Genomic DNA, 19,529 nt, shown 5'->3' with positions numbered 1-19,529 from the left:
GCTAAAGTAATACTGGAAGCAATGTGAGCAATGTCGTGCTTTCAGGTTACCGCAGAGGTCTTCCTGAACGCAGAGCAATAATAATCATTCTCATTCGCACTTGTCCAACACTTTTTGCAAAAAATAGCGATTGACTCGAAATTTAAAGTCATTGATGTTGGAAGGGACTTTTAACTGACCGAGGATGAAGGAATGAGTGAGATAGTGATACGCCACGCTGAACCGAAAGATTATGACGCCATTCGTCAGATCCACGCCCAGCCGGAGGTGTATCACAACACGCTACAGGTTCCTCATCCCTCAGAGCAGATGTGGCAGGAGCGGCTCGCCGACCAGCCGGGCATTAAACAGCTGGTCGCCTGTATCGACGGCACCGTTGCCGGACACCTGTGCCTTGCGGTTGCGCCACGTCCGCGCCGCAGCCACGTTGCCGATTTTGGCATCAGCGTGGGCGCGCAGTGGCAAAACCGTGGCGTCGCCAGCGCCCTGATGCGCACCATGATCGATATGTGCGACAACTGGCTGCGCGTCGATCGCATTGAGCTGACGGTGTTTGTTGATAACGAACCGGCAATCGCGGTGTACAAAAAGCACGGTTTTGAGATTGAGGGGACCGGAAAGCGCTTTGCCCTGCGCAACGGTGAGTATGTGGACGCGTATTATATGGCGCGGATGAAGTAACCCCTCTCCCCAAAGGGGCGAGGGAGAAAAGACCGCACCGTGCAATCCCCTCTCCCCTATGGGGAGAGGGTTAGGGTGAGGGGAGCCCTCAATACCCCGCCGTTAAATCATCCACCGAACGCGGGTCCGACGCGCCAAACAGCGCCCCGTCCGGCCCGACCATGATGCTCTGGGTGCTGCCCATCGCCTCCTTCACCGCCACCTTCTGTCCGCGCTGCTCCAGCAGCTTCAGGGTATCCGGGCTAAAGCCCTTCTCCACGCGCAGCTCGTCCGGCAGCCACTGGTGGTGAAAGCGCGGCGCATTGGTCGCTTCCGCCACGTTCATGCCAAAATCAATGCTGTTCACTACCATTTGCAGCACGGTGGTGATAATACGGCTGCCGCCAGGGCTGCCCGTCACCAGCCACGTTTTGCCGTCTTTCACCACGATGGTGGGCGACATGGACGACAGCGGACGTTTCTTCGGCCCCACGGCGTTGGCGTCTCCGCCCACCAGTCCGTACACGTTCGGCACGCCCGGCTTGGCGGAGAAGTCATCCATCTCGTTATTCATCAGAATACCGCTGTTGCCCGCCACTATCCCGGTCCCGAACGTGGTGTTGAGCGTATAGGTCACCGCTACCGCGTTACCGTCTTTGTCCACCACCGAGAAGTGCGTGGTCTGGTTGCTTTCATACGGTGCCAGCTTGCCGGGGCGGATCTCGCTCGACGGCTTCGCCTTGTTGATGTCGATCCCATCGGCTATGGATTTGGCATAGGCTTTGTTGGTTAGCGCCTGCCAGGGCACCTTCACGAAGTCCGGATCACCAAGGTATTCCGAGCGGTCCGCGTAGGCGCGTTTTTCCGCCTCGGCCATTACCTGCATGGCGTCCGCGCTGCCGAAGCCGAACTTGTGCATATCGAAGTTTTCAAGAATGTTGAGGATCTGCACGATGTGAATACCGCCGGACGACGGCGGCGGCATGGAGAACACCTCATACCCGCGATAGGTGCCGCTAATCGGCTCGCGCTCCACCGCCCTGTATTCCGCCAGATCCGCTTTGGTAATCAGCCCGCCGTTCTTTTGCATTTCACTGGCAATCTGGTCGGCTATCGCCCCTTTATAGAAGGCGTCCGGGCCGTGCTCCGCAATGCGCTCCAGGCTGGTTGCCAGGTTCTTCTGCACCAGCCTGTCGCCCTTCTTCAGCGGCTCGCCGTCTTTCCAGAAAATAGCTTTGCTGTTTTCATGGTTCGGAATGACTTCGCTGCCGTAGGTTTTGAGATCGTCCGCCAGCGCGTCGTTGACCACGAAGCCGTCGCGCGCCAGCTTAATGGCAGGCTGGACCACCTTGTTCAGCGGCATGGTGCCGTATTTTTCCAGCGCCAGCGAGAAGCCCGCAACGGTGCCCGGCGTGCCGGACGCAAGGTGCGAGGTCAGGGATTTTTTGCTGTCAGGGTTGCCCTGATCGTCGAGGAACATATCGCGCGTGGCCTGGCCGGGCGCCATTTCGCGGAAGTCGATGGCCGTGGTTTTGCCGTCTTTGGTGCGCAGCAGCATAAACCCGCCGCCGCCCAGATTCCCCGCCTGCGGGTGCGTTACGGCCAGCGCGTACCCTACCGCGACCGCCGCATCCACCGCGTTGCCCCCCTGCTTAAGAATATCAACGCCCACCTGCGTCGCCAGCGCGTCAACCGAGGCCACCATGCCGTGCGTCGCCCGCACGGGGTGGAAAACGTCCTCCTCCACGCCGTACGACACCGGAGGCGCGGCGGGCGGATTGGCCGCCACGGTAAATGTACCCCCTGCCATCAGCGCAGCGATGGCAACCCAGCGCAAAAAGGTTGGTTTCATCATTATTGTTCTCCAGGTGAAGGGGCCCATATTCCCCGCTTAAGCCTGGTTCACAACTCCTAAAAAATCATCGTTATGGTGGAATCGGAGTAAACTTAAGAGAAGCCTCAAAGGAGGAGATAACCATGAAACGATTACCGATCCTGATCGTGCTGCTCCCGTTCGCCGCGCTCGCACAGCCGCTCAACACGCTGAACAACCCGAACCAGCCGGGCTACGTGATCCCGAGCCAGCAGCGCATGCAGACCGAGATGATGAACCAGCAACAGCAGCAGAAAGGAATGCTCAATCAGCAGTTAAAAACGCAGACGCAGGTGCAGCAGCAGCACCTGCAAAGCCAGATGAACGCCAACACCCAGCGCGTCCAGCAGGGCCAGATGCGCGAGCAGCCGCTGCCCAATTCAAACGGCGGGATGTTAGGAGGCGGAATGTCGCAAAGCGGCGGTCAGCAGCATATGCTGCCGACCCAGCAGAACGGCAGCATGCTTAATAAGTAAAGTTCGGCCCGATCCGATCAATCTCATCGGTGCAGATGCTGTCCACGCCCCAGCGCAGCAGTTCGGCCGCGCGCTGGGGTTTGTTGACGGTATACACCAGAATGCGCAGACCGGCCGCCTTCAGCGCCGTCACGCGCGCCTCATCCAGCAGCTTGTGGTTGAGGTGGATCGACACGCAGCCTAAGCGGGTCGTCAGCTCGCGCCAGTCCTCGCGCCACTCGTCCAGCAGCAGCCCGCGGGGCAGCTCCGGTGCCGCTTCCTGCGCCGCTGCCAGCGCGTCAACGTCAAACGATGACAGCAGCGGCGCGGTCATCCCTTCCCACAGCTCGCGCGCGGCCAGCGCGATGACTTTGCCCGTCAGCGGCCCGGTGCCGGTGGTCGGTTTGATTTCGATATTGGCCATCATGCCGTGCTGACGACAGCGGTCCGCCACTTCCGCCAGCAGCGGCAGCGGCTCGCCCTTAAATTCGCTGCTGTACCAGCTTCCGGCGTCCACCTTCAGCAGATCGCGCCACGGCAGTTCACCCGCCACGCCCCAGCCGTTGCTGGTGCGTTCAAGGTTGTCGTCATGCAGCAGAAATATTTCGCCGTCTTTCGACAGCTTGGCGTCAAACTCGATCATCGTGTGGCCGAAGCGTGCGCCAGCGTCAATTGCCGCCAGGGTGTTTTCCGGCGCCAGCTTACCGCCGCCACGGTGGGCGACGATGCGGGGATAAGGCCAGTTGCTCATACTCGTTGTCCTGTTTCACCATCAAATAAGTGCAGGTGATTTTCCGGCATATGCAGCCACAGCGTGCTGCCTGCTTTCGGGCGCTCCTGATGCGGCAGACGCACCACCAGCTTTTGCTCGCCCCAGCGTCCGTGCGCCAGGTTGTCCGCGCCCAGCATCTCCAGCGTGTCCATCACCAGCGGCACGCCGCCCTCCGCCTGAGAGGTTAAACCAATATGCTCCGGGCGGATACCGAGCGTCATCTTACGCCCGGCGTAGCCACGATAGTACCAGTTGACGGGCAATGCCATCCCGCTTTCCAGTTCAAAGTGGGTTCCCGCACTATTGATTCGCCCGTCCAGCAGGTTCATCGCCGGGCTGCCGATAAAGCTCGCCACGAAGCGGCTGGCCGGTTTTTCGTACACCTCCACCGGCGTGCCAATCTGTTCGGCAACGCCTTTATTCATCACCATCACCCGCTGGGCGAGGGTCATGGCTTCAACCTGATCGTGGGTTACGTACAGGGAGGTGGTTTTCAGACGGCGGTGCAGCTGCTGCAGCTCCAGGCGCATCTGCACGCGCAGCTTGGCGTCGAGGTTCGAGAGCGGTTCGTCGAACAGGAACACCGCCGGATCGCGCACGATGGCGCGCCCCATCGCCACGCGCTGGCGCTGGCCGCCGGAGAGTTCGCGCGGGCGGCGCTTGAGCAGGCCGTCCAGCTCCAGAATGCGCGCCGCCTCTTTCACCCGTGCCTCAATATGGCCTTTGCCCATCCCGCGAATTTTCAGCCCCCACGCCATGTTCTCCTCCACGCTCATGTGCGGATAGAGAGCGTAGTTCTGGAACACCATCGCGATGCCGCGATCTTTTGGCTCCATCTCGGTGACGCGCTGGCGGTCGATCCAGATATCGCCAGAGGTAACGCGTTCAAGCCCCGCCACCATGCGCAGCAGCGTCGATTTGCCGCAGCCGGACGGGCCGACCATCACGATAAATTCTCCGTCCGCCACGTCGAGGGTGAGCGGCTGAATGACCTGGGTTTTACCATCCCAGCTTTTGGTGACTGCCTGAAGTTTTAAACCTGCCATCTTATTTCTCACTGTCCACTAAACCACGCACAAACGCACGCTGCATGGCTAAAACGATAACGACCGGGGGGATAAGGGTGAGCAGCATCGCCGCCATCACCTGGTTCCAGAGGGTGGTGCCTTCGCCGGTGGCGATCATGCCCTTGATGCCCGCCACGGCGGTGCCGAGGTTGACGTCCTGAATAATCAGCAGCGGCCACAGGTACTGGTTCCAGCCGTAGATAAAGGTGATCACAAACAGCGCCGCGAGGTTGGTTTTCGACAGCGGCAGCACGATGTCGCGGAAGAAGCGCATCGGCGAGGCGCCGTCAATGCGCGCGGCCTCAATCAGCTCGTCCGGCAGGGTCATAAAGAACTGGCGGAACAGGAAGGTGGCGGTCGCGGAGGCCATCAGCGGCAGGGTTAAGCCCGCGTAGCTGTCGAGCATCTTCAGGTTGGCGATTACCTCTACCGTGGGAAAGATACGTACCTCCACCGGCAGCATCAGGGTGATAAATATCATCCAGAAGAACAGGTTACGCAGCGGAAAGCGGAACCAGACGATGGCGAAGGCCGAGAGCATCGACACGGTAATTTTGCCCACCGTAATGCCGAACGCCATGATGAAGCTGTTGAGCATCATCAGCCAGAACGGCGCGCTGTTGGCGCCCACGCCCTGGGTCCAGATGGTCTTCATGTTCTCGAAGAGGTGCGTGCCCGGGATCAGCGTCATCGGCGTGTCGAACACCGCCCTGGTGTCCAGCGTGGCGGCGACAAACGCCACGTACAGCGGGAACAGGATGACGAGAATGCCCAGAATCAGCATGGTATGGCTGAAAATCGTCAGCCCGCGACGGTTCTCAATCATTGGTAGCGCACCTTACTTTCAACATAGCGGAACTGCACCACCGTCAGGATGATGACGAGGAACATCAGCACCACCGACTGGGCGGCAGAGGCCGAAAGATCCAGACCGGCAAAGCCTTCGCGGTAGATTTTATAAATCAGTGTGGTGGTCGCCTGCACCGGTCCGCCCGCGGTCGCCGCGTCGATCACCGGGAAGGTGTCGAAGAAGGCGTACACGAGGTTGACCACCAGCAGGAAGAAACTCACCGGGGCAATCAGCGGCAGCGACAGCCTGAAGAAGCGGCGGATCGGGCCTGCGCCGTCAATGGCGGCGGCCTCCACCAGCGAGCGCGGGATGGACTGCAGCGCGGCAAAGAAGAACAGGAAGTTATAGCTAATCTGCTTCCACACCGAGGCGAACACCACCAGGAACATCGCCTGCCCGCTGTGCTGGGCGTGGTTCCAGTCGTAACCCAGCTCTGCCAGAAAATGGGTGATCAACCCGCGGCCGGGGTTAAACAGGAAGATCCACAGCACGGCCGCCACGGCCGGAGCGACGGCGTACGGCAGCAGCATCAGCGTCTGGTACAGGCGGCTGCCGCGCACCACGTAATCCACCAGCGCGGCGAAAAACAGCGAGACGACAAGGCCGCTCACGGTGACCAGAGCGCTGAATTCGATGGTCGTCCAGAAGGAGTCCAGATAGTAGCTGTCATGAAAAAGCGCGGTGAAGTTATCCAGCCCGACAAACTGGCTGGAAAGCCCGAACGGATCGACGCTTTGCACCGAGTACCACAGCGCTTCGCCCGCAGGCCAGATAAAGAAGATAACGGTGATGACCAGCTGCGGCGCGACCAGCAGATACGGCAGCCAGCGGGAACGGAACACCGCACGGGATGATGACATAGGTTAGCTCAAGTAGGTTTTCGCCCCTCACCCCGGCCCTCTCCCCATAGGGGCGAGGGAGAAAAGACGGCTCCGTGCAGTCCCCTCTCCCCTAGGGGGAGAGGGTTAGGGTGAGGGGTAAGGTTTTAATTAAGACTTCGTCGACTGCTCAAAGCGGCGCAGCAGCTGATTCCCGCGCTCTACCGCGGAATCCAGCGCCTGCTGTGGCGTTTTCTTCCCGGTCCACACGCTTTCCAGCTCTTCATCAACGATGGTGCGGATCTGCGGCATGTTGCCCAGACGCAGGCCCTTGGTGAACGGCAGCGGCGGCTTGTTCAGCATCTGGCGCGTCGCAATGTCCGCCCCCGGGTTCTTGCTGTAGAAGCCCTGCTCGCGGGTCAGGTCATACGCGGCTTTGGTGATCGGCAGATAGCCGGTTTTCTGGTGCCATTCGGCGGCGTTTTCCGGCTTCGCCAGGAAATCGAGGAACTCGGCCACGCCCTTGTAGGTGCCGGCGTCTTTACCCTGCATCACCCACAGGCTCGCCCCGCCGATGATGGCGTTCTGCGGCGCGCCCTTCACGTCGGCGTCATACGGCATCATGCCCACGCCGTAGTTGAATTTGGCGTAGTGACGGATATCGGCCAGCGAGCCGGAAGACGCGGTAGTAATCGCGCAGTCGCCGTTGTAGAACTTCTCGGTGGATTCGTCCTTGCGCCCGAAGTAGCTGAAATCGCCCTTCTTGTTCAGGGCTTCAAGCAGCGCGATGTGCTTTACCTGCTCCGGCTTGTTGAACTCCAGTACCGCGTCGGTACCGTCGAAACCGTTGTTTTTAGTGGCTACCGGCAGGCCGTGCCAGGCGCTGAAGTTTTCAATCTGGATCCAGCCCTGCCAGCCGCTGGCGTAGCCGCACTTCATCCCCGCCGCTTTCAGCTTCGCGGTGTACTCCGCCAGATCCTGCCAGGTTTTTGGCGGCTGCTCCGGATCTAAACCGGCTTTTTTAAAGGCGTCTTTGTTGTAGTACAGCACCGGGGTGGAGCTGTTAAACGGCTGCGACAGCAGGTGACCGGTTTTAGAATCGGTGTAATAGCCCGCCACGGTCGGCACGAAACGGGATTCATCAAAGCTGATACCCGCCTCTTTAAACACTTCGTACACCGGCTTGATGGCTTTGGAGGCCATCATGGTCGCGGTACCTACTTCATACACCTGTAGCAACGCAGGTGCGTTACCGGTACGGAAGGCGGCAATGCCCGCGCTCAGGCTCTGCTCGTAGTTGCCTTTGTAGACCGGCACAATTTTGTAATCCGGATGGGTGTCGTTGAAACGCTGCGCCAGAGAATCAACCTCTTTACCCAACTCCCCTTCCATGGAATGCCAGAACGGAATGGTGGTCACAGCCATTGCGTTCGTCGCAAAAGCCAGACCGATTGCCAGACCCAAAGCCGTGTGTCGTAACGATGTCATTGTCATCTCTCTTATTGTGCCGGATGCGCGATATCACGCGTTTTGTGCTCGCGAGGTAACATGACATGCTCGAATGACAGAAAAATAACCGTTTGCTTACAGATAAATGACGGCAAAGCGTCAGGGGGATGATGGTTGTGTGAAGGGGGTTGGGGGGTTGGGTGGTTGGGTGCGGTCTGGTGCCCTCACCCCGGCCCTCTCCCACGGGGAGAGGGAGAAAACACTAAAAATGGCAACGTGCGTTGCCATTTTGCTTTTACCTATCCGCCTAAATACGCGCTCCGCACCGCCTCGTTCGCCAGCAGCGCGTCGCCGGTATCGGAGAGCACCACGCGTCCGTTTTCCAGCACGTAGCCGCGGTCCGCGAGCTTCAGCGCCTGGTTGGCGTTCTGCTCGACGAGGAAAATGGTCATTCCCTCTTTGCGCAGCTGCTCGATGGTGTCGAAAATCTGCTGGATGATGATCGGCGCAAGGCCCAGCGACGGCTCGTCCAGCAGCAGCAGGCGCGGCTGGCTCATCAGCGCGCGGCCAATCGCCAGCATCTGCTGCTCGCCGCCGGACATAGTGCCCGCACGCTGAATGCGGCGCTCCCACAGGCGCGGGAAGAGTTCGTACACCCACTTGATGCGGGTCTGGTATTCATCGCGGTGAGCAAAGAAGCCGCCCATCGCCAGGTTCTCTTCCACCGTCATGCGGGAAAACACGCGACGCCCTTCCGGAACGATGGCCACCGCTTCACGCATGATTTTGGCGGTCTGCCAGTCGGTAATGTCTTTGCCATCGAACACGATCCGCCCGCTGGTGGCGCGCGGGTCGCCGCACAGGGTGCCGAGCAGCGTGGTTTTACCCGCGCCGTTGGCCCCGATTAGCGTAACGATTTCGCCCTGATTGATGTGCAGGCTGACGTCGTGCAGCGCCTGGATCTTGCCGTAGTGCGCGTTGACCTTGTCGAACGTTAACATCGCTTTTTCCATCTTATGCCTCACCAAGGTATGCGCGGATCACGTCCGGGTTGTTGCGGATCTCTTCCGGCGTGCCGTTCGCCAGCGGTGTCCCCTGGTTCACCACGTAGATACGGTCCGAAATACCCATCACCAGCTTCATGTCGTGCTCAATCAGCAGGATGGTGGTGTCGTGACGATCGCGCAGCTCGGCAATCAGCTCGTCCAGCTCTTTGGTCTCTTTCGGGTTAAGCCCCGCCGCCGGTTCGTCGAGCATCAGGATTTCCGGCTGCGTCACCATGCAGCGCACAATCTCCAGACGACGCTGATCGCCGTAGGCCAGGTTGCTCGCCTGCCGGTTGGCGTGCTGAAGCAGGCCGATGCGGTCAAGCCAGGTGGCGGCGCGATCCAGCGCTTCCTCCTGCGTGCGGCGAAATGCCGGGGTTTTCAGCAGGCCGGAGAAGAGGCCGGTTTTCAGCTGCTGGTGCTGTGCCACCAGCAGGTTCTCAATGACCGTCATCTCGCGGAACAGGCGCACGTGCTGGAAGGTACGCACCACGCCCATGCGGGCAATCTGCTGGCCCGGCAGCCCTTCAAGGTGCTGGTCGCGCAGCATGATGGTGCCGCCCGTCGGCTTGTAGAAGCCGGTCAGGCAGTTAAAGACCGTGGTTTTCCCCGCGCCGTTCGGGCCAATCAGGGAGACGATCTCTTTCTTGTACAGGTCCAGGTTCACGTTGTTGACCGCCAGCAGGCCGCCAAAACGCATCATCAGACCGTTAACGGATAATAATGGCTGACTCATGCCTGCTCTCCTTTCGCTTCCGCACTCTTAAGCTTCAGCTGTGGACGGGTCATCGGCAGGAGGTCCTGCGGACGCCAGATCATCATCAGCACCATCAAACCGCCCAGCATCAGCATGCTGTATTCGTTAAAGTCGCGCATCAGCTCGCGCGAGACCACCAGCAGAATGGCCGCGAGGATAACGGCGAACTGCGAACCCATCCCGCCGAGCACCACGATCGCCAGCACGAAGGCCGATTCGGCAAAGGTGAACGATTCCGGGCTAACGAAGCCCTGGCGCGCGGCAAACAGCGTTCCGGCAAAACCGGCAAACGCGGCGCTGATGGTGAACGCGGTCAGCTTGATGCGGGTCGGGTTCAGGCCCAGAGAGCGGCAGGCGATCTCATCTTCGCGCAGCGCTTCCCACGCGCGGCCCAGCGGCATGCGCAGCAGACGGTTGATCACGAACAGGGTAATGACCACCAGCAGCAGCGCGACCAGATAGAGCCAGATCACGCGGTCGGACGGGTCGTACTTGATGCCAAAGAAGTTGCTGAAGGTATCCCAGCCGCCTTCGCGGGCGGTACGGCTGAATTCCAGGCCGAAGAAGGTCGGTTTCGGGATCTGGCTGATGCCGTTCGGGCCGCCGGTCACTTCGGTGTTGTTGAGCAGCAGGATACGGACGATTTCGCCGAAGCCTAAGGTCACAATCGCCAGATAGTCACCGCGCAGGCGCAGTACCGGGAAGCCGAGCAGGAAGCCCGCCGCGGCGGAGACCAGCCCCGCCAGCGGCAGGCAGGTCCAGAAGCCGAGGCCGTAATAGTGGTTCAACAGCGCAAAGGTGTAGGCGCCGATGGCGTAGAAGCCGCCGTAGCCCAGCACCAGCAGGCCAGACAGCCCCACCACGACGTTCAGACCGAGGCCGAGGATCACGTAAATCATGGTCAGCGTGGCGATGTCCACCGTGCCGCGCGACACCATAAACGGCCACGCCACGGCAGCCACCAGCAGCGCCACGAGGAACAGCTTCTGCTTCACGGTCGTACCGTCGATGGCCGGCAGTACGAACTTCGGCCCGGAGACGTTTTTCAGCGACTTCTGGAACGCCGGGCGCAGCAGCTGGAACAGGAACACCACGGCGGTGCCGATGAACACCCACTGCCAGCGGATGTCGGCGGCGGTATCCACCACCAGCTTAGTGCCCTCAAGCCCGAGCTGGACGCCCATAAAGACGCCCGCCAGCACGAAGAACATGGCGGCAGAGAGCAGCGCCATTGCAAAATGCATCGGTTTCATACTTTCTCTACCTCCGGACGGCCCAGAATACCGGTAGGCATTACCAGCAGAACCAGAATCAGCAGGGCAAACGACACCACGTCTTTATATTCGGTGCTCAGGTACGCCGAGGAGAGCGCTTCGGCCACGCCCAGGATCAGGCCGCCGATCATCGCCCCCGGAATGCTGCCGATACCGCCCAGTACCGCCGCGGTGAAGGCTTTCATGCCGGCCATAAAGCCAATGTACGGGTTAATCACGCCGTAGAACTGGCCGAGCAGTACGCCAGCGACTGCCGCCATCGCCGCGCCGATCACGAAGGTCAGGGCAATCACGCGGTCGGTATTGATCCCGAGCAGGCTCGCCATCTTCAGATCTTCCGCGCAGGCGCGGCAGGCGCGTCCCATGCGGGAGTAGCGGATGAAAACGGTCAGGGCCAGCATCGCCAGGAAGGTGACCACCCAGATAACCAGCTGCATGGTCGTGACGGAGGCAGAGAAGTTTTCGCTGGCGCCGACAACCCACTGGCCGTTAAACAGGCTTGGCAGCGCCACGTCGCGTGAGCCTTCGGTCAGGCTGACGTAGTTTTGCAGGAAGATCGACATACCAATCGCGGAGATCAGCGCAATCAGGCGCTTGGAGCTGCGCACCGGCCGGTAGGCCACCCGTTCGATACTCCAGCCGTAGGCGCTGGCGATCACAATCGCGCCGACAAACCCGGCGGCGACCAGCAGCCAGCTGCTGTCGATGCCCATCATCATCAGCGCGGCGATGATCATAAAGGAGACGTAGCTACCGATCATGTACACCTCGCCGTGGGCGAAGTTGATCATGCCGATAATGCCGTAAACCATCGTATAGCCGATGGCGATCAGCGCGTAGGTGCTTCCCAGCGTGACGCCGTTAAACATCTGCTGCATGAAATAGAGAAACTGCTCGGACATATGCAAACCTTTTTATACCCGCCCGGCGGTCCGGGCGGTGGGATGATTATTTGGCGGCCGAGGACGAACCGTCGGCGTGCCACTTAAAGACACCAAATTCAAATCCCTTCAGATCGCCTTTCTCATCCCAGTTCAGCGGCCCAATCACGGTGTTCGCCCCGTGTGCTTTTAAATCTTTCACCAGATCCAGCGGCTCTTTGCTGCCGGTACGATCCATTGCCGTTGCCAGCGACTGCACGGCGGCATAGGTGATCCAGACGTACGGACCGCTCGGATCTTTCTTCTGCGCCTTGAGCGCGTCCACGATAGCCTTATTCGCCGGATCCTGGTCATAGCGTTTTGGCATCGTGACCAGCATGCCTTCGGCAGAATCCCCCGCGATGTTCGACAGGGAGGCGTTGCCCACGCCCTCTGGCCCCATGAACTGGGTTTTCAGGCCGGTAGCGCGCGCCTGGCGCAGCATCTGGCCCATCTCCGGGTAGTAGCCGCCGTAGTAGACGAAGTCGATATTCTCTTTTTGCAGACGGGCGATCAGCGCGGAGAAGTCTTTCTCTCCGGCGGTGATACCGTCGAAGAAGACGATGTTCGCGCCGCCTTTTTTCAGGCCGTCCTGCACGGAGCGCGCCAGGCCTTCGCCGTACTGCTGTTTGTCGTGAATAATGGCAATACGCGCTGGCTTGACGGTCTCAAGGATATATTTCGCCGCGGTTGGCCCCTGGGAGGAGTCCAGACCGGCGGTACGCATGATGTGCTGATAGCCGCGCTGGGTCAGCTCCGGGTTGGTGGCGCCAGGAGTGATCATCAGAATGCCTTCGTCTTCATAGATGTCAGACGCAGGCTGGGTGGAGGATGAGCACAGGTGGCCGATGACGTACTGGATGCCGTCGTTAACGATTTTGTTGGCAACCGCGACGGCCTGTTTAGGATCGCACGCGTCGTCATACTCAACGCCCACCAGCTTGTCGCCTTTGATGCCGCCTTTGGCGTTGATGTCTTTAATAGCCTGACGCGCGCCGTTGAACTCCATATCACCCCACTGGGCGACAGGGCCGGACATCGCACCGACCACAGCAACTTTAATCTCTTCCGCCATCGCCGCCTGCGAAATCGACAGTGCAACTATCCCCGCGATTAACGTCTTCGCGTTCCTTTTCATCTCAGAATCCCCATTCGTGAAGTGATGTTTATATTTTGTTTTATTATGGTTAAAAAGCATTCTGTACTTTTAATGCACAACGCTATTTTTACCAGTGCCTTTAATGGTTTAGCGCAGGTTTATATCAAAAACCAGACTAATATCTCTATTTTTCAGGCGATTAAGAAAAGATAATATTCTGAAATCAGGCAGAGATAAACAAATAAAAGCGCCTTTTGCAGCATAAAATAACGGTACAATGCACGGAATAAATCACTGCCTTTCAGGTTAAAATCCTGCTTATTTTTCAATCCATGTGTTTTCGAACTACACAATGCATTGTCAAAAAACTAATCGCCTGGCAAACGGGAATAAAAAGAGAAAGCCCCGGGGCAGGTAAATTGAGTACACTGGCCCCACTTTTATTGATTTGGACAAGCAGCTAATGAAACTGACTATCGTTCGTCTGGTGACCTTTAGCGAACAGGATCATATCGACCTGGGCAAGATCTGGCCGGAATATTCCCCTTCGTCGCTGGCCGTCGACGAGAACCACCGCATTTATGCCGCACGCTTCAACGAGCGCCTGCTGGCTGCCGTTCGCGTGACGCTGAGCGGCACGGAAGGGGCGCTGGACTCGCTGCGGGTGCGCGACGTGACCCGCCGTCGCGGCGCCGGGCAGTACCTGGTTGAGGAGATTATCCGCGACAACCCGAGCGTGACCTCCTGGTGGATGGCCGACGTGGGCGTGGAGGATCGCGGCGTAATGGCGGCGTTTATGCAGGCGTTAGGGTTTACGGCACAGGTAAACGGGTGGGAGAAGCGCTAGATGTGTGCGGCCTGATTCGTGCGGCCTGATCTGTGCGGCCTGATGCCCTCACCCCAGCCCTCTCCCACGGGGAGAGGGGGCAAACATTAAAAAAAGGCAACTTACGTTGCCTTTTTGCTTTTATTTGGCATCAGTAGCAGTACCGTTCGCATGCCAGTCAAACACGCCGAACTCAAAGCCCTTCAGATCGCCCTTCTCATCCCAGGAGAGCGGCCCCATCACAGTTTCCACGGAGTTCGCCTTCAGCCAGGCGGCAATCTCAGCCGGATCGGCCGACTGGTTCAGGCCCGCCTGCAAGGTCTGTAGCGCGGCGTAGGTCGTCCAGACGAACGCGCCGCTTGGATCCTGTTTCTTCGCTTTGATGGCATCCACAACAGGTTTGTTCGCAGGCACCTGGTCGTAGTTCTTCGGCTTGGTCACCAGCAGCCCTTCAGCAGATTCACCCGCGATGTTAGACAGAGAAACGTTCGCCACGCCTTCCGGCCCCATGAACTGGGTTTTCAGGCCCGCCGCACGCGCCTGGCGCAGGATCTGCCCCATTTCCGGGTGGTAGCCGCCGTAGTAAACGAAATCGATATTCTCTTTCTTCAGACGCGCCACCAGCGTGGAGAAGTCTTTCTCACCGGCGGTAATGCCGTCGAAGAACACCACGTTAGCGTTCGCTTTTTTCAGGTTGTCCTGCACCGCACGCGCCAGACCTTCACCGTACTGCTGTTTGTCGTGAACAATCGCGATGCGCTGCGGCTTCACTTTTTCCACGATGTATTTCGCGGCGGTTGGCCCCTGATCGGAGTCCAGACCGGTGGTGCGCAGGATCAGCTTATAGCCGCGCGCGGTCAGCTCTGGCGCCGTCGCAGCCGGGGTGATCATCAGAATGCCTTCGTCTTCGTAGATGTCAGACGCGGGCTGGGTGGACGAGGAGCACAGGTGGCCGATAACGTATTTGATCCCGTCGTTCACCACTTTGTTCGCCACCGCGACCGCCTGTTTCGGGTCACAGGCATCGTCGTATTTTACGATCTGCAGCTTTTCGCCCTTGATGCCGCCCTTAGCGTTAATGTCTGCAACCGCCTGTTCCGCGCCCGTAAATTCCTGGTCGCCGTACTGGGCTACCGGACCGGACATCGCGCCCACCATGGCCACTTTAATATCGGCCTGCGCCATGGTGCTGAATGCCAACGCGATACATCCTGCCAGTAACGCTTTACCCTTCATATTCATCCTGAGATTCCCCATTATTATGGTTATTACGATTGTTGTGATGTTGTTGTGTAGCGCTTTATTTCAGTTATAGGCGTGCTGTTCGCGCTTTTTCAGCATACTCTGCTAAAACATACCCCATTTTTATGATTTTGGAATAGCTAATTTGAAATGAAAATATGATAAGCCCGGCCGTCATTTAGCCGGGCTTTTGGCTTTATCGTGTCAGCGAGGCGGAAATAATATCCAGCGCTTTACGAAACTGCGCTTCGGGGATGGTGAGCGGGTAGAGGAAGCGGATAACGTTGCCGTAAACGCCGCAGCTCAGGAGCAGCAGCCCTTCGTTCAGCGCGCGCTCCTGCACCTGACGGGTAAATTCCGGCGACGGCTGTCCGGTTTGCGGATCGGTAAATTCCACCGCCACCATCGAGCCCTGCGCGCGAATGTCGGCGATCCAGGGGCAGCTGTCCTTCGCTTTATGCAGCACTTCCACCAGATGATGGCCGAGATGCGCCGCGCGGGTGCAGAGATCTTCTTCGTCAATCACGTCCAGTACCGCATGGGCCGCAGCAATCGCCAGCGGGTTACCCGCGTAGGTGCCACCCAGCCCGCCCGGCGCGGGGGCATCCATCACCTCCGCCCGGCCAGACACCGCCGAGAGCGGCATCCCGCCCGCCAGGCTTTTCGCCATGGTGATAAGGTCCGGCTTTACGGTGTGGTTTTCCATAGAGAACAGCTTGCCGGTCCGGGCGAAGCCGGTCTGCACTTCATCGGCAATAAGCAAAATCCCGTGCGCGTCGCACAGGGCGCGAAGCGACTGCATAAAATCAGCGGGCGCGACGTTGAAGCCGCCCTCACCCTGAACCGGTTCAATAATGATTGCCGCCACCTGATCGGGCGCAATATCCGCTTTGAAGATGCGCTCAAGGCTTTTTAATGCCTCCGCGGTGCTGACCCCGTACAGATCGTTGGGGAATTGCGCGTGGAACACCGAGCCGGGGAACGGGCCGAAGCCGAGCTTATAGGGGGCCACTTTGCCGGTCAGCGCCATGGTCATGAAGGTTCGCCCGTGGAACGCGCCGCCGAAGGTGATAAGGCCGGGACGTCTGGTGTACGCGCGGGCAATTTTTACCGCGTTTTCGACGGCTTCCGCCCCCGTCGAGAAAAAGGCCGTTTTTGCCGGGCCGTCTATCGGCACGCGCTGGTTGATGCGCTCGGCAAGCGTCACGTAGCCTTCATAGGGGACAATTTGATAAGCGGTGTGGGTAAAGGCGTGGAGCTGTTTTTCGATGGCGGCGATAACGTCAGGATGGCGATGGCCGGTGTTCAGCACGGCGATCCCGGCGGCAAAATCAATGTACTCGTTGCCCTCCACGTCCCACACCGTGGCGTTTTCGGCTTTATCGGCATAGAAGTTACACATCACGCCGATGCCGCGCGGCGTCGCCTGCACGCGCCGGTCGTTCAGTTCGTTATTTTTCACCCTGTCCCCCTGAGAAAGTCGCCTGCTTAGCGCATCAGTAAGTGTTTGCCAGGGGGGAGAAATTCGCCAGAGCGGGCGCTAAAAAAACAAAACCCCCGAATTTGCATTCGAGGGTTCTCGGTATACTTCGCGGAAATTACGCTTCGATAGCGGCGCGAAGTTTTTTCATGGCGTTCTTTTCAAGCTGACGCACGCGTTCAGCAGAAACGCCGTAGCGGTCGGCCAGCTCCTGCAGCGTGGACTTGTTGTCTTCGTCCAGCCAGCGGGCGCGGATGATATCCTGGCTACGCTCGTCGAGACCTTCCATCGCGAAGGTCAGCTTGTTCGCCGCCTGGTCTTCCCAGTTATCCTCTTCAATGCCGTCGGCAAAGTTAGAGGTTTTATCCTGCAAATACAGGACCGGGGCCATCGGCTGGCTGTCAGAGGCGTCGTCGTCGGCGGACATATCAAACGTCATGTCCTGCGCGGCCATGCGGGATTCCATCTCGCGGACGTCTTTGCTGGAAACGCCCAGCTCGCGCGCCACCATTTCCACTTCATCCTGGTTGAACCAGCCCAGACGCTGCTTGGTTTTACGCAGGTTGAAGAACAGTTTGCGCTGCGCCTTCGTCGTGGCGACTTTCACAATACGCCAGTTACGCAGCACGTATTCGTGAATTTCTGCTTTGATCCAGTGCACGGCGAAGGAGACCAGTCGAACACCCACTTCCGGGTTGAAGCGACGTACGGCCTTCATCAGGCCAATGTTACCTTCCTGAATCAAGTCCGCCTGCGGCAGGCCGTAGCCCGCGTAATTACGAGCAACGTGAACAACAAAGCGCAGGTGAGACAGGATCAGCGTTTTAGCTGCTTCCAGATCGCCCTGGTAATGCAGCTTTTCAGCAAGCTCCTTTTCTTCCTCGGCCGTTAACATCGGCCAGGTGTTCGCAGCCCGGATGTAAGATTCCAGGTTACCAACAGGGGCTAAAGCTAAAGTTTGCATTTCTTTGGTCATTCATTCCTCTCAATGTTTCTTCTGGTCCAGGTCGTCCCCGTCAGGCAACAACCATGCCAAAGCGTTTGAGCAGCGAGATTAGCATTCACTCTTTTATCAGACAGTGATTTTATCCACAAGTTCCAGGTGCAACCGTGAATAAATTACGCACAAAATGTGACATGAAGATGATTACAGGGGAAGAGACAACAGGGACGCTTTCCCTGCAGAGCGAACATCTCGGTGCAGGGAAAGATTATATCACGCTTTTATTAGTCGGGAGTAAAGTGGCGTAAATGTTGAACCGTCGCCAGCCATGCGGCCACCCAGCCGATCATCGAACAGACCAGCAGCAACAGCAGGCACTCATCGAAACCTAAGCCACTGATATCAAACTTGGTTCCGAAAACCTGTGCCACCTCAGTGACGGCGGACGACAGCCGCATGACCAAAATTTCTGACAAAATCAATGAAAGAAATGCACCAGAAAAACCTAATAACGCGCCGCCATAGAGGAACGGGCGGAGGATAAAGCCATCCGTTGCGCCAATCAGCTTCTGCACGTTGATGGTATCGCGACGGGCAAAAATGCTCAGGCGCACGCTGTTACCGATGACGAGGAATACCGCCGCCACCATCAGCACGCCGATCATCGCCGACACGCACCCCACCAGCCCGGTCAGCGCGGCAAGGCGGGCAAACCAGCTGTCGTCCATGCGCACTTCATCAATCCCGTTAATGCGGGTGATGCGGTCGCGCAGGGTGTTGAGCGAATCAGTGCCCTGGAAATCGAGCTTCGGGATCACCACCGCCACGGCGGGCAGCGGGTTCTCTTCGAGCATATCCAGCGCCCCGCCAAAGCCGGACCAGTTGCGGAATTCGCCCAGCGCTTCGTCGCGGGAAAGATAGTTGACCTTCTCCACGCCCTGCTCGGCCTGAATCTGCCCGACCACCTGCGCCGCCGCGTTATCGTCGAGCGCCTTATCCAGATAAACGGTGATCTGCGGCGACGGATAATACTGGGACGCCGCCTGGTTCACGTTCTTATAAACCATGTAGCAGACGCTCGGCAGCGTCAGGGAGATGGCGATCACCATCACCGTCAGGAACGTCGCCAGCGGCTTGCTTTTCAGATCCTGCAACGCCCCCTGGAAGGCGTAGCGCACCTGTTCGTTGAAGACGTTGGTTTTGCGGGAGTTCGGTTTCGGTGTCGCCCTGGCGCGCTTTGGCGCATTGCGATTGCCGTCGCCGCCGCCCTGCGGCTTGCGGAAACGGTCAAACCGGTTGCTGAACTGCCGAATCTGGTTCATTGCATCACGCTTGTTCACCGTGGCCTCCGTGCAAGTGCCCGTCGCTCAGGGTCAGCATGCGGTACGAACGACGGGAGATAAGCCCCATGTCGTGCGTCGCCATCAGTACCGTGACCCCCACGCGGTTAAATTCCTCAAACAGACGCAGGATCCCTTCGGACAGGGCATCGTCCAGGTTACCGGTCGGTTCATCCGCCAGCAGCACGGCAGGCTTGTTCACCACCGCACGGGCAATGCCCACGCGCTGCTGCTCACCGCCGGACAGCTGGATAGGAAAGTTCTTCGCTTTGTCCAGCAGCCCGACCTTATCCAGCGCCGCAGAGACGCGACGGCGGATATCATCGTAGCTGGCGCCGGCAATAATCAGCGGGATCGCCACGTTGTCGAAAACCGTGCGATCCATCAGCAGGTGGTGATCCTGGAAAATCATGCCAATCTGACGGCGCAGAAACGGCACTTCACGGTTCTTTAGACGGCTAATTTCATGGCCGCTGAACCAGATTTTCCCGGCGCTTGGCCGTTCGATCCCACAGATAAGCTTGAGCAGGGTACTTTTCCCCGCGCCGGAATGGCCGGTCAGAAATGCCATCTCGCCTGGCTGCAGGTGGAATGTCACCCCCTGCAGCGCTTGTCTCCCACCGAGATAGGCCTTGCTGACGTGTTCAAAGCGAATCAT

The 19,529-nt window shown here is 58.8% G+C and carries 19 protein-coding genes; 3 read left to right on the top strand and 16 right to left on the bottom strand.

The features are described 5' to 3' along the window. The first annotated feature begins 192 nt into the window (after positions 1-192). A complete protein-coding gene (yhhY, locus tag HWQ14_RS06595; protein WP_176609296.1) occupies positions 193-681 on the top strand; it encodes an N-acetyltransferase in 489 nt (162 codons plus the stop codon). Between the two features lie 88 nt (positions 682-769). Here yhhY and ggt read toward each other — a convergent pair whose 3' ends face one another. Next, on the bottom strand, positions 770-2,515 hold the full coding sequence (gene ggt / locus HWQ14_RS06590) for a gamma-glutamyltransferase (protein ID WP_176609295.1): 1,746 nt from the start codon (positions 2,513-2,515) through the stop codon (positions 770-772). A gap of 122 nt (positions 2,516-2,637) precedes the next feature. Here ggt and HWQ14_RS06585 point away from each other — a divergent pair, with 122 nt between their 5' ends. Then, complete coding sequence (locus HWQ14_RS06585) at positions 2,638-3,009, top strand: DUF2756 family protein (protein ID WP_176609294.1); 372 nt, start codon at positions 2,638-2,640, stop codon at positions 3,007-3,009. On the opposite strand, the gene ugpQ is transcribed toward HWQ14_RS06585, so the two are convergent. The 10 genes from ugpQ to livK form a co-directional block, all read right to left on the bottom strand. Beyond that, complete coding sequence (ugpQ, locus tag HWQ14_RS06580; RefSeq protein WP_176609293.1) at positions 2,999-3,739, bottom strand: glycerophosphodiester phosphodiesterase; 741 nt, start codon at positions 3,737-3,739, stop codon at positions 2,999-3,001. The genes HWQ14_RS06585 and ugpQ overlap by 11 nt on opposite strands. Further along, a complete protein-coding gene (locus HWQ14_RS06575) occupies positions 3,736-4,806 on the bottom strand; it encodes a sn-glycerol-3-phosphate import ATP-binding protein UgpC (protein WP_176609292.1) in 1,071 nt (356 codons plus the stop codon). The genes ugpQ and HWQ14_RS06575 overlap by 4 nt, the downstream gene beginning before the upstream one ends. A 1-nt stretch (position 4,807) precedes the next feature. Beyond that, positions 4,808-5,653, bottom strand: coding sequence for a sn-glycerol-3-phosphate ABC transporter permease UgpE (ugpE, locus tag HWQ14_RS06570; protein ID WP_176609291.1), 846 nt, complete (start codon positions 5,651-5,653; stop codon positions 4,808-4,810). Next, entirely contained in the window at positions 5,650-6,537 is an 888-nt protein-coding gene (ugpA, locus tag HWQ14_RS06565; RefSeq protein WP_176609290.1) for a sn-glycerol-3-phosphate ABC transporter permease UgpA, read from the bottom strand. The genes ugpE and ugpA overlap by 4 nt, the downstream gene beginning before the upstream one ends. 129 nt (positions 6,538-6,666) lie before the next feature. Beyond that, positions 6,667-7,983, bottom strand: coding sequence for a sn-glycerol-3-phosphate ABC transporter substrate-binding protein UgpB (ugpB, locus tag HWQ14_RS06560; RefSeq protein WP_176609289.1), 1,317 nt, complete (start codon positions 7,981-7,983; stop codon positions 6,667-6,669). A gap of 260 nt (positions 7,984-8,243) precedes the next feature. Next, entirely contained in the window at positions 8,244-8,957 is a 714-nt protein-coding gene (livF, locus tag HWQ14_RS06555; protein WP_023298801.1) for a high-affinity branched-chain amino acid ABC transporter ATP-binding protein LivF, read from the bottom strand. Between the two features lies 1 nt (position 8,958). Then, positions 8,959-9,726: a high-affinity branched-chain amino acid ABC transporter ATP-binding protein LivG gene (livG, locus tag HWQ14_RS06550; RefSeq protein ID WP_148420554.1), complete on the bottom strand. Its 768-nt coding sequence runs from the start codon at positions 9,724-9,726 to the stop codon at positions 8,959-8,961. Further along, a complete protein-coding gene (locus HWQ14_RS06545; protein ID WP_176609288.1) occupies positions 9,723-11,000 on the bottom strand; it encodes a high-affinity branched-chain amino acid ABC transporter permease LivM in 1,278 nt (425 codons plus the stop codon). Before HWQ14_RS06545 ends, livG begins: the two co-directional genes overlap by 4 nt. Continuing rightward, on the bottom strand, positions 10,997-11,923 hold the full coding sequence (livH, locus tag HWQ14_RS06540; RefSeq protein WP_148420552.1) for a high-affinity branched-chain amino acid ABC transporter permease LivH: 927 nt from the start codon (positions 11,921-11,923) through the stop codon (positions 10,997-10,999). The genes HWQ14_RS06545 and livH overlap by 4 nt, the downstream gene beginning before the upstream one ends. Before the next feature lie 46 nt (positions 11,924-11,969). Then, positions 11,970-13,079 carry a high-affinity branched-chain amino acid ABC transporter substrate-binding protein LivK gene (livK, locus tag HWQ14_RS06535; protein WP_148420551.1) on the bottom strand — a complete coding sequence of 370 codons (1,110 nt, stop codon included), beginning with the start codon at positions 13,077-13,079 and terminating at the stop codon, positions 11,970-11,972. A 424-nt stretch (positions 13,080-13,503) separates the two neighbouring features. Between livK and panM the strand changes: the two genes are divergently transcribed. After that, entirely contained in the window at positions 13,504-13,887 is a 384-nt protein-coding gene (panM, locus tag HWQ14_RS06530) for an aspartate 1-decarboxylase autocleavage activator PanM (RefSeq protein ID WP_176609287.1), read from the top strand. 120 nt (positions 13,888-14,007) lie between these two features. Here the strand turns inward: panM and livJ are convergent, their stop codons facing one another. The 5 genes from livJ to ftsE form a co-directional block, all read right to left on the bottom strand. Next, complete coding sequence (gene livJ / locus HWQ14_RS06525) at positions 14,008-15,108, bottom strand: branched chain amino acid ABC transporter substrate-binding protein LivJ (protein ID WP_176609286.1); 1,101 nt, start codon at positions 15,106-15,108, stop codon at positions 14,008-14,010. 196 nt (positions 15,109-15,304) lie between these two features. Next, complete coding sequence (locus HWQ14_RS06520; protein ID WP_176609285.1) at positions 15,305-16,570, bottom strand: 4-aminobutyrate--2-oxoglutarate transaminase; 1,266 nt, start codon at positions 16,568-16,570, stop codon at positions 15,305-15,307. A 136-nt stretch (positions 16,571-16,706) separates the two neighbouring features. Continuing rightward, positions 16,707-17,564 (bottom strand): RNA polymerase sigma factor RpoH, encoded by an 858-nt coding sequence (gene rpoH, locus HWQ14_RS06515; RefSeq protein WP_000159624.1) that lies wholly within the window; start codon positions 17,562-17,564, stop codon positions 16,707-16,709. A gap of 251 nt (positions 17,565-17,815) precedes the next feature. Next, positions 17,816-18,871, bottom strand: a complete 1,056-nt coding sequence (ftsX, locus tag HWQ14_RS06510; RefSeq protein WP_176609284.1) for a permease-like cell division protein FtsX — start codon at positions 18,869-18,871, stop codon at positions 17,816-17,818. After that, positions 18,858-19,529, bottom strand: a complete 672-nt coding sequence (ftsE, locus tag HWQ14_RS06505; RefSeq protein WP_003861525.1) for a cell division ATP-binding protein FtsE — start codon at positions 19,527-19,529, stop codon at positions 18,858-18,860. The genes ftsX and ftsE overlap by 14 nt, the downstream gene beginning before the upstream one ends.

Origin of the sequence: Enterobacter cloacae (assembly GCF_013375935.1) — a bacterium.
Taxonomy (GTDB): domain Bacteria; phylum Pseudomonadota; class Gammaproteobacteria; order Enterobacterales; family Enterobacteriaceae; genus Enterobacter; species Enterobacter pasteurii.
Note: the sequence above shows the minus strand (reverse complement) of the source record. Positions and strands in the feature narration are given on the sequence as shown.

Bases quoted from the DNA above. Each gene is read 5' to 3' on its own strand.
- rpoH (WP_000159624.1), bottom strand. From the start codon at position 17,564: ATGACCAAAGAAATGCAAACTTTAGCTTTAGCCCCTGTTGGTAACCTG.
- ftsE (WP_003861525.1), bottom strand. From the start codon at position 19,529: ATGATTCGCTTTGAACACGTCAGCAAGGCCTATCTCGGTGGGAGACAA.
- yhhY (WP_176609296.1), top strand. From the start codon at position 193: ATGAGTGAGATAGTGATACGCCACGCTGAACCGAAAGATTATGACGCC.
- HWQ14_RS06585 (WP_176609294.1), top strand. From the start codon at position 2,638: ATGAAACGATTACCGATCCTGATCGTGCTGCTCCCGTTCGCCGCGCTC.
- ugpA (WP_176609290.1), bottom strand. From the start codon at position 6,537: ATGTCATCATCCCGTGCGGTGTTCCGTTCCCGCTGGCTGCCGTATCTG.
- livF (WP_023298801.1), bottom strand. From the start codon at position 8,957: ATGGAAAAAGCGATGTTAACGTTCGACAAGGTCAACGCGCACTACGGC.
- ggt (WP_176609295.1), bottom strand. From the start codon at position 2,515: ATGATGAAACCAACCTTTTTGCGCTGGGTTGCCATCGCTGCGCTGATG.
- ugpQ (WP_176609293.1), bottom strand. From the start codon at position 3,739: ATGAGCAACTGGCCTTATCCCCGCATCGTCGCCCACCGTGGCGGCGGT.
- livK (WP_148420551.1), bottom strand. From the start codon at position 13,079: ATGAAAAGGAACGCGAAGACGTTAATCGCGGGGATAGTTGCACTGTCG.
- panM (WP_176609287.1), top strand. From the start codon at position 13,504: ATGAAACTGACTATCGTTCGTCTGGTGACCTTTAGCGAACAGGATCAT.
- ugpB (WP_176609289.1), bottom strand. From the start codon at position 7,983: ATGACATCGTTACGACACACGGCTTTGGGTCTGGCAATCGGTCTGGCT.
- ugpE (WP_176609291.1), bottom strand. From the start codon at position 5,653: ATGATTGAGAACCGTCGCGGGCTGACGATTTTCAGCCATACCATGCTG.
- livG (WP_148420554.1), bottom strand. From the start codon at position 9,726: ATGAGTCAGCCATTATTATCCGTTAACGGTCTGATGATGCGTTTTGGC.
- livH (WP_148420552.1), bottom strand. From the start codon at position 11,923: ATGTCCGAGCAGTTTCTCTATTTCATGCAGCAGATGTTTAACGGCGTC.
- HWQ14_RS06575 (WP_176609292.1), bottom strand. From the start codon at position 4,806: ATGGCAGGTTTAAAACTTCAGGCAGTCACCAAAAGCTGGGATGGTAAA.
- HWQ14_RS06545 (WP_176609288.1), bottom strand. From the start codon at position 11,000: ATGAAACCGATGCATTTTGCAATGGCGCTGCTCTCTGCCGCCATGTTC.
- livJ (WP_176609286.1), bottom strand. From the start codon at position 15,108: ATGAATATGAAGGGTAAAGCGTTACTGGCAGGATGTATCGCGTTGGCA.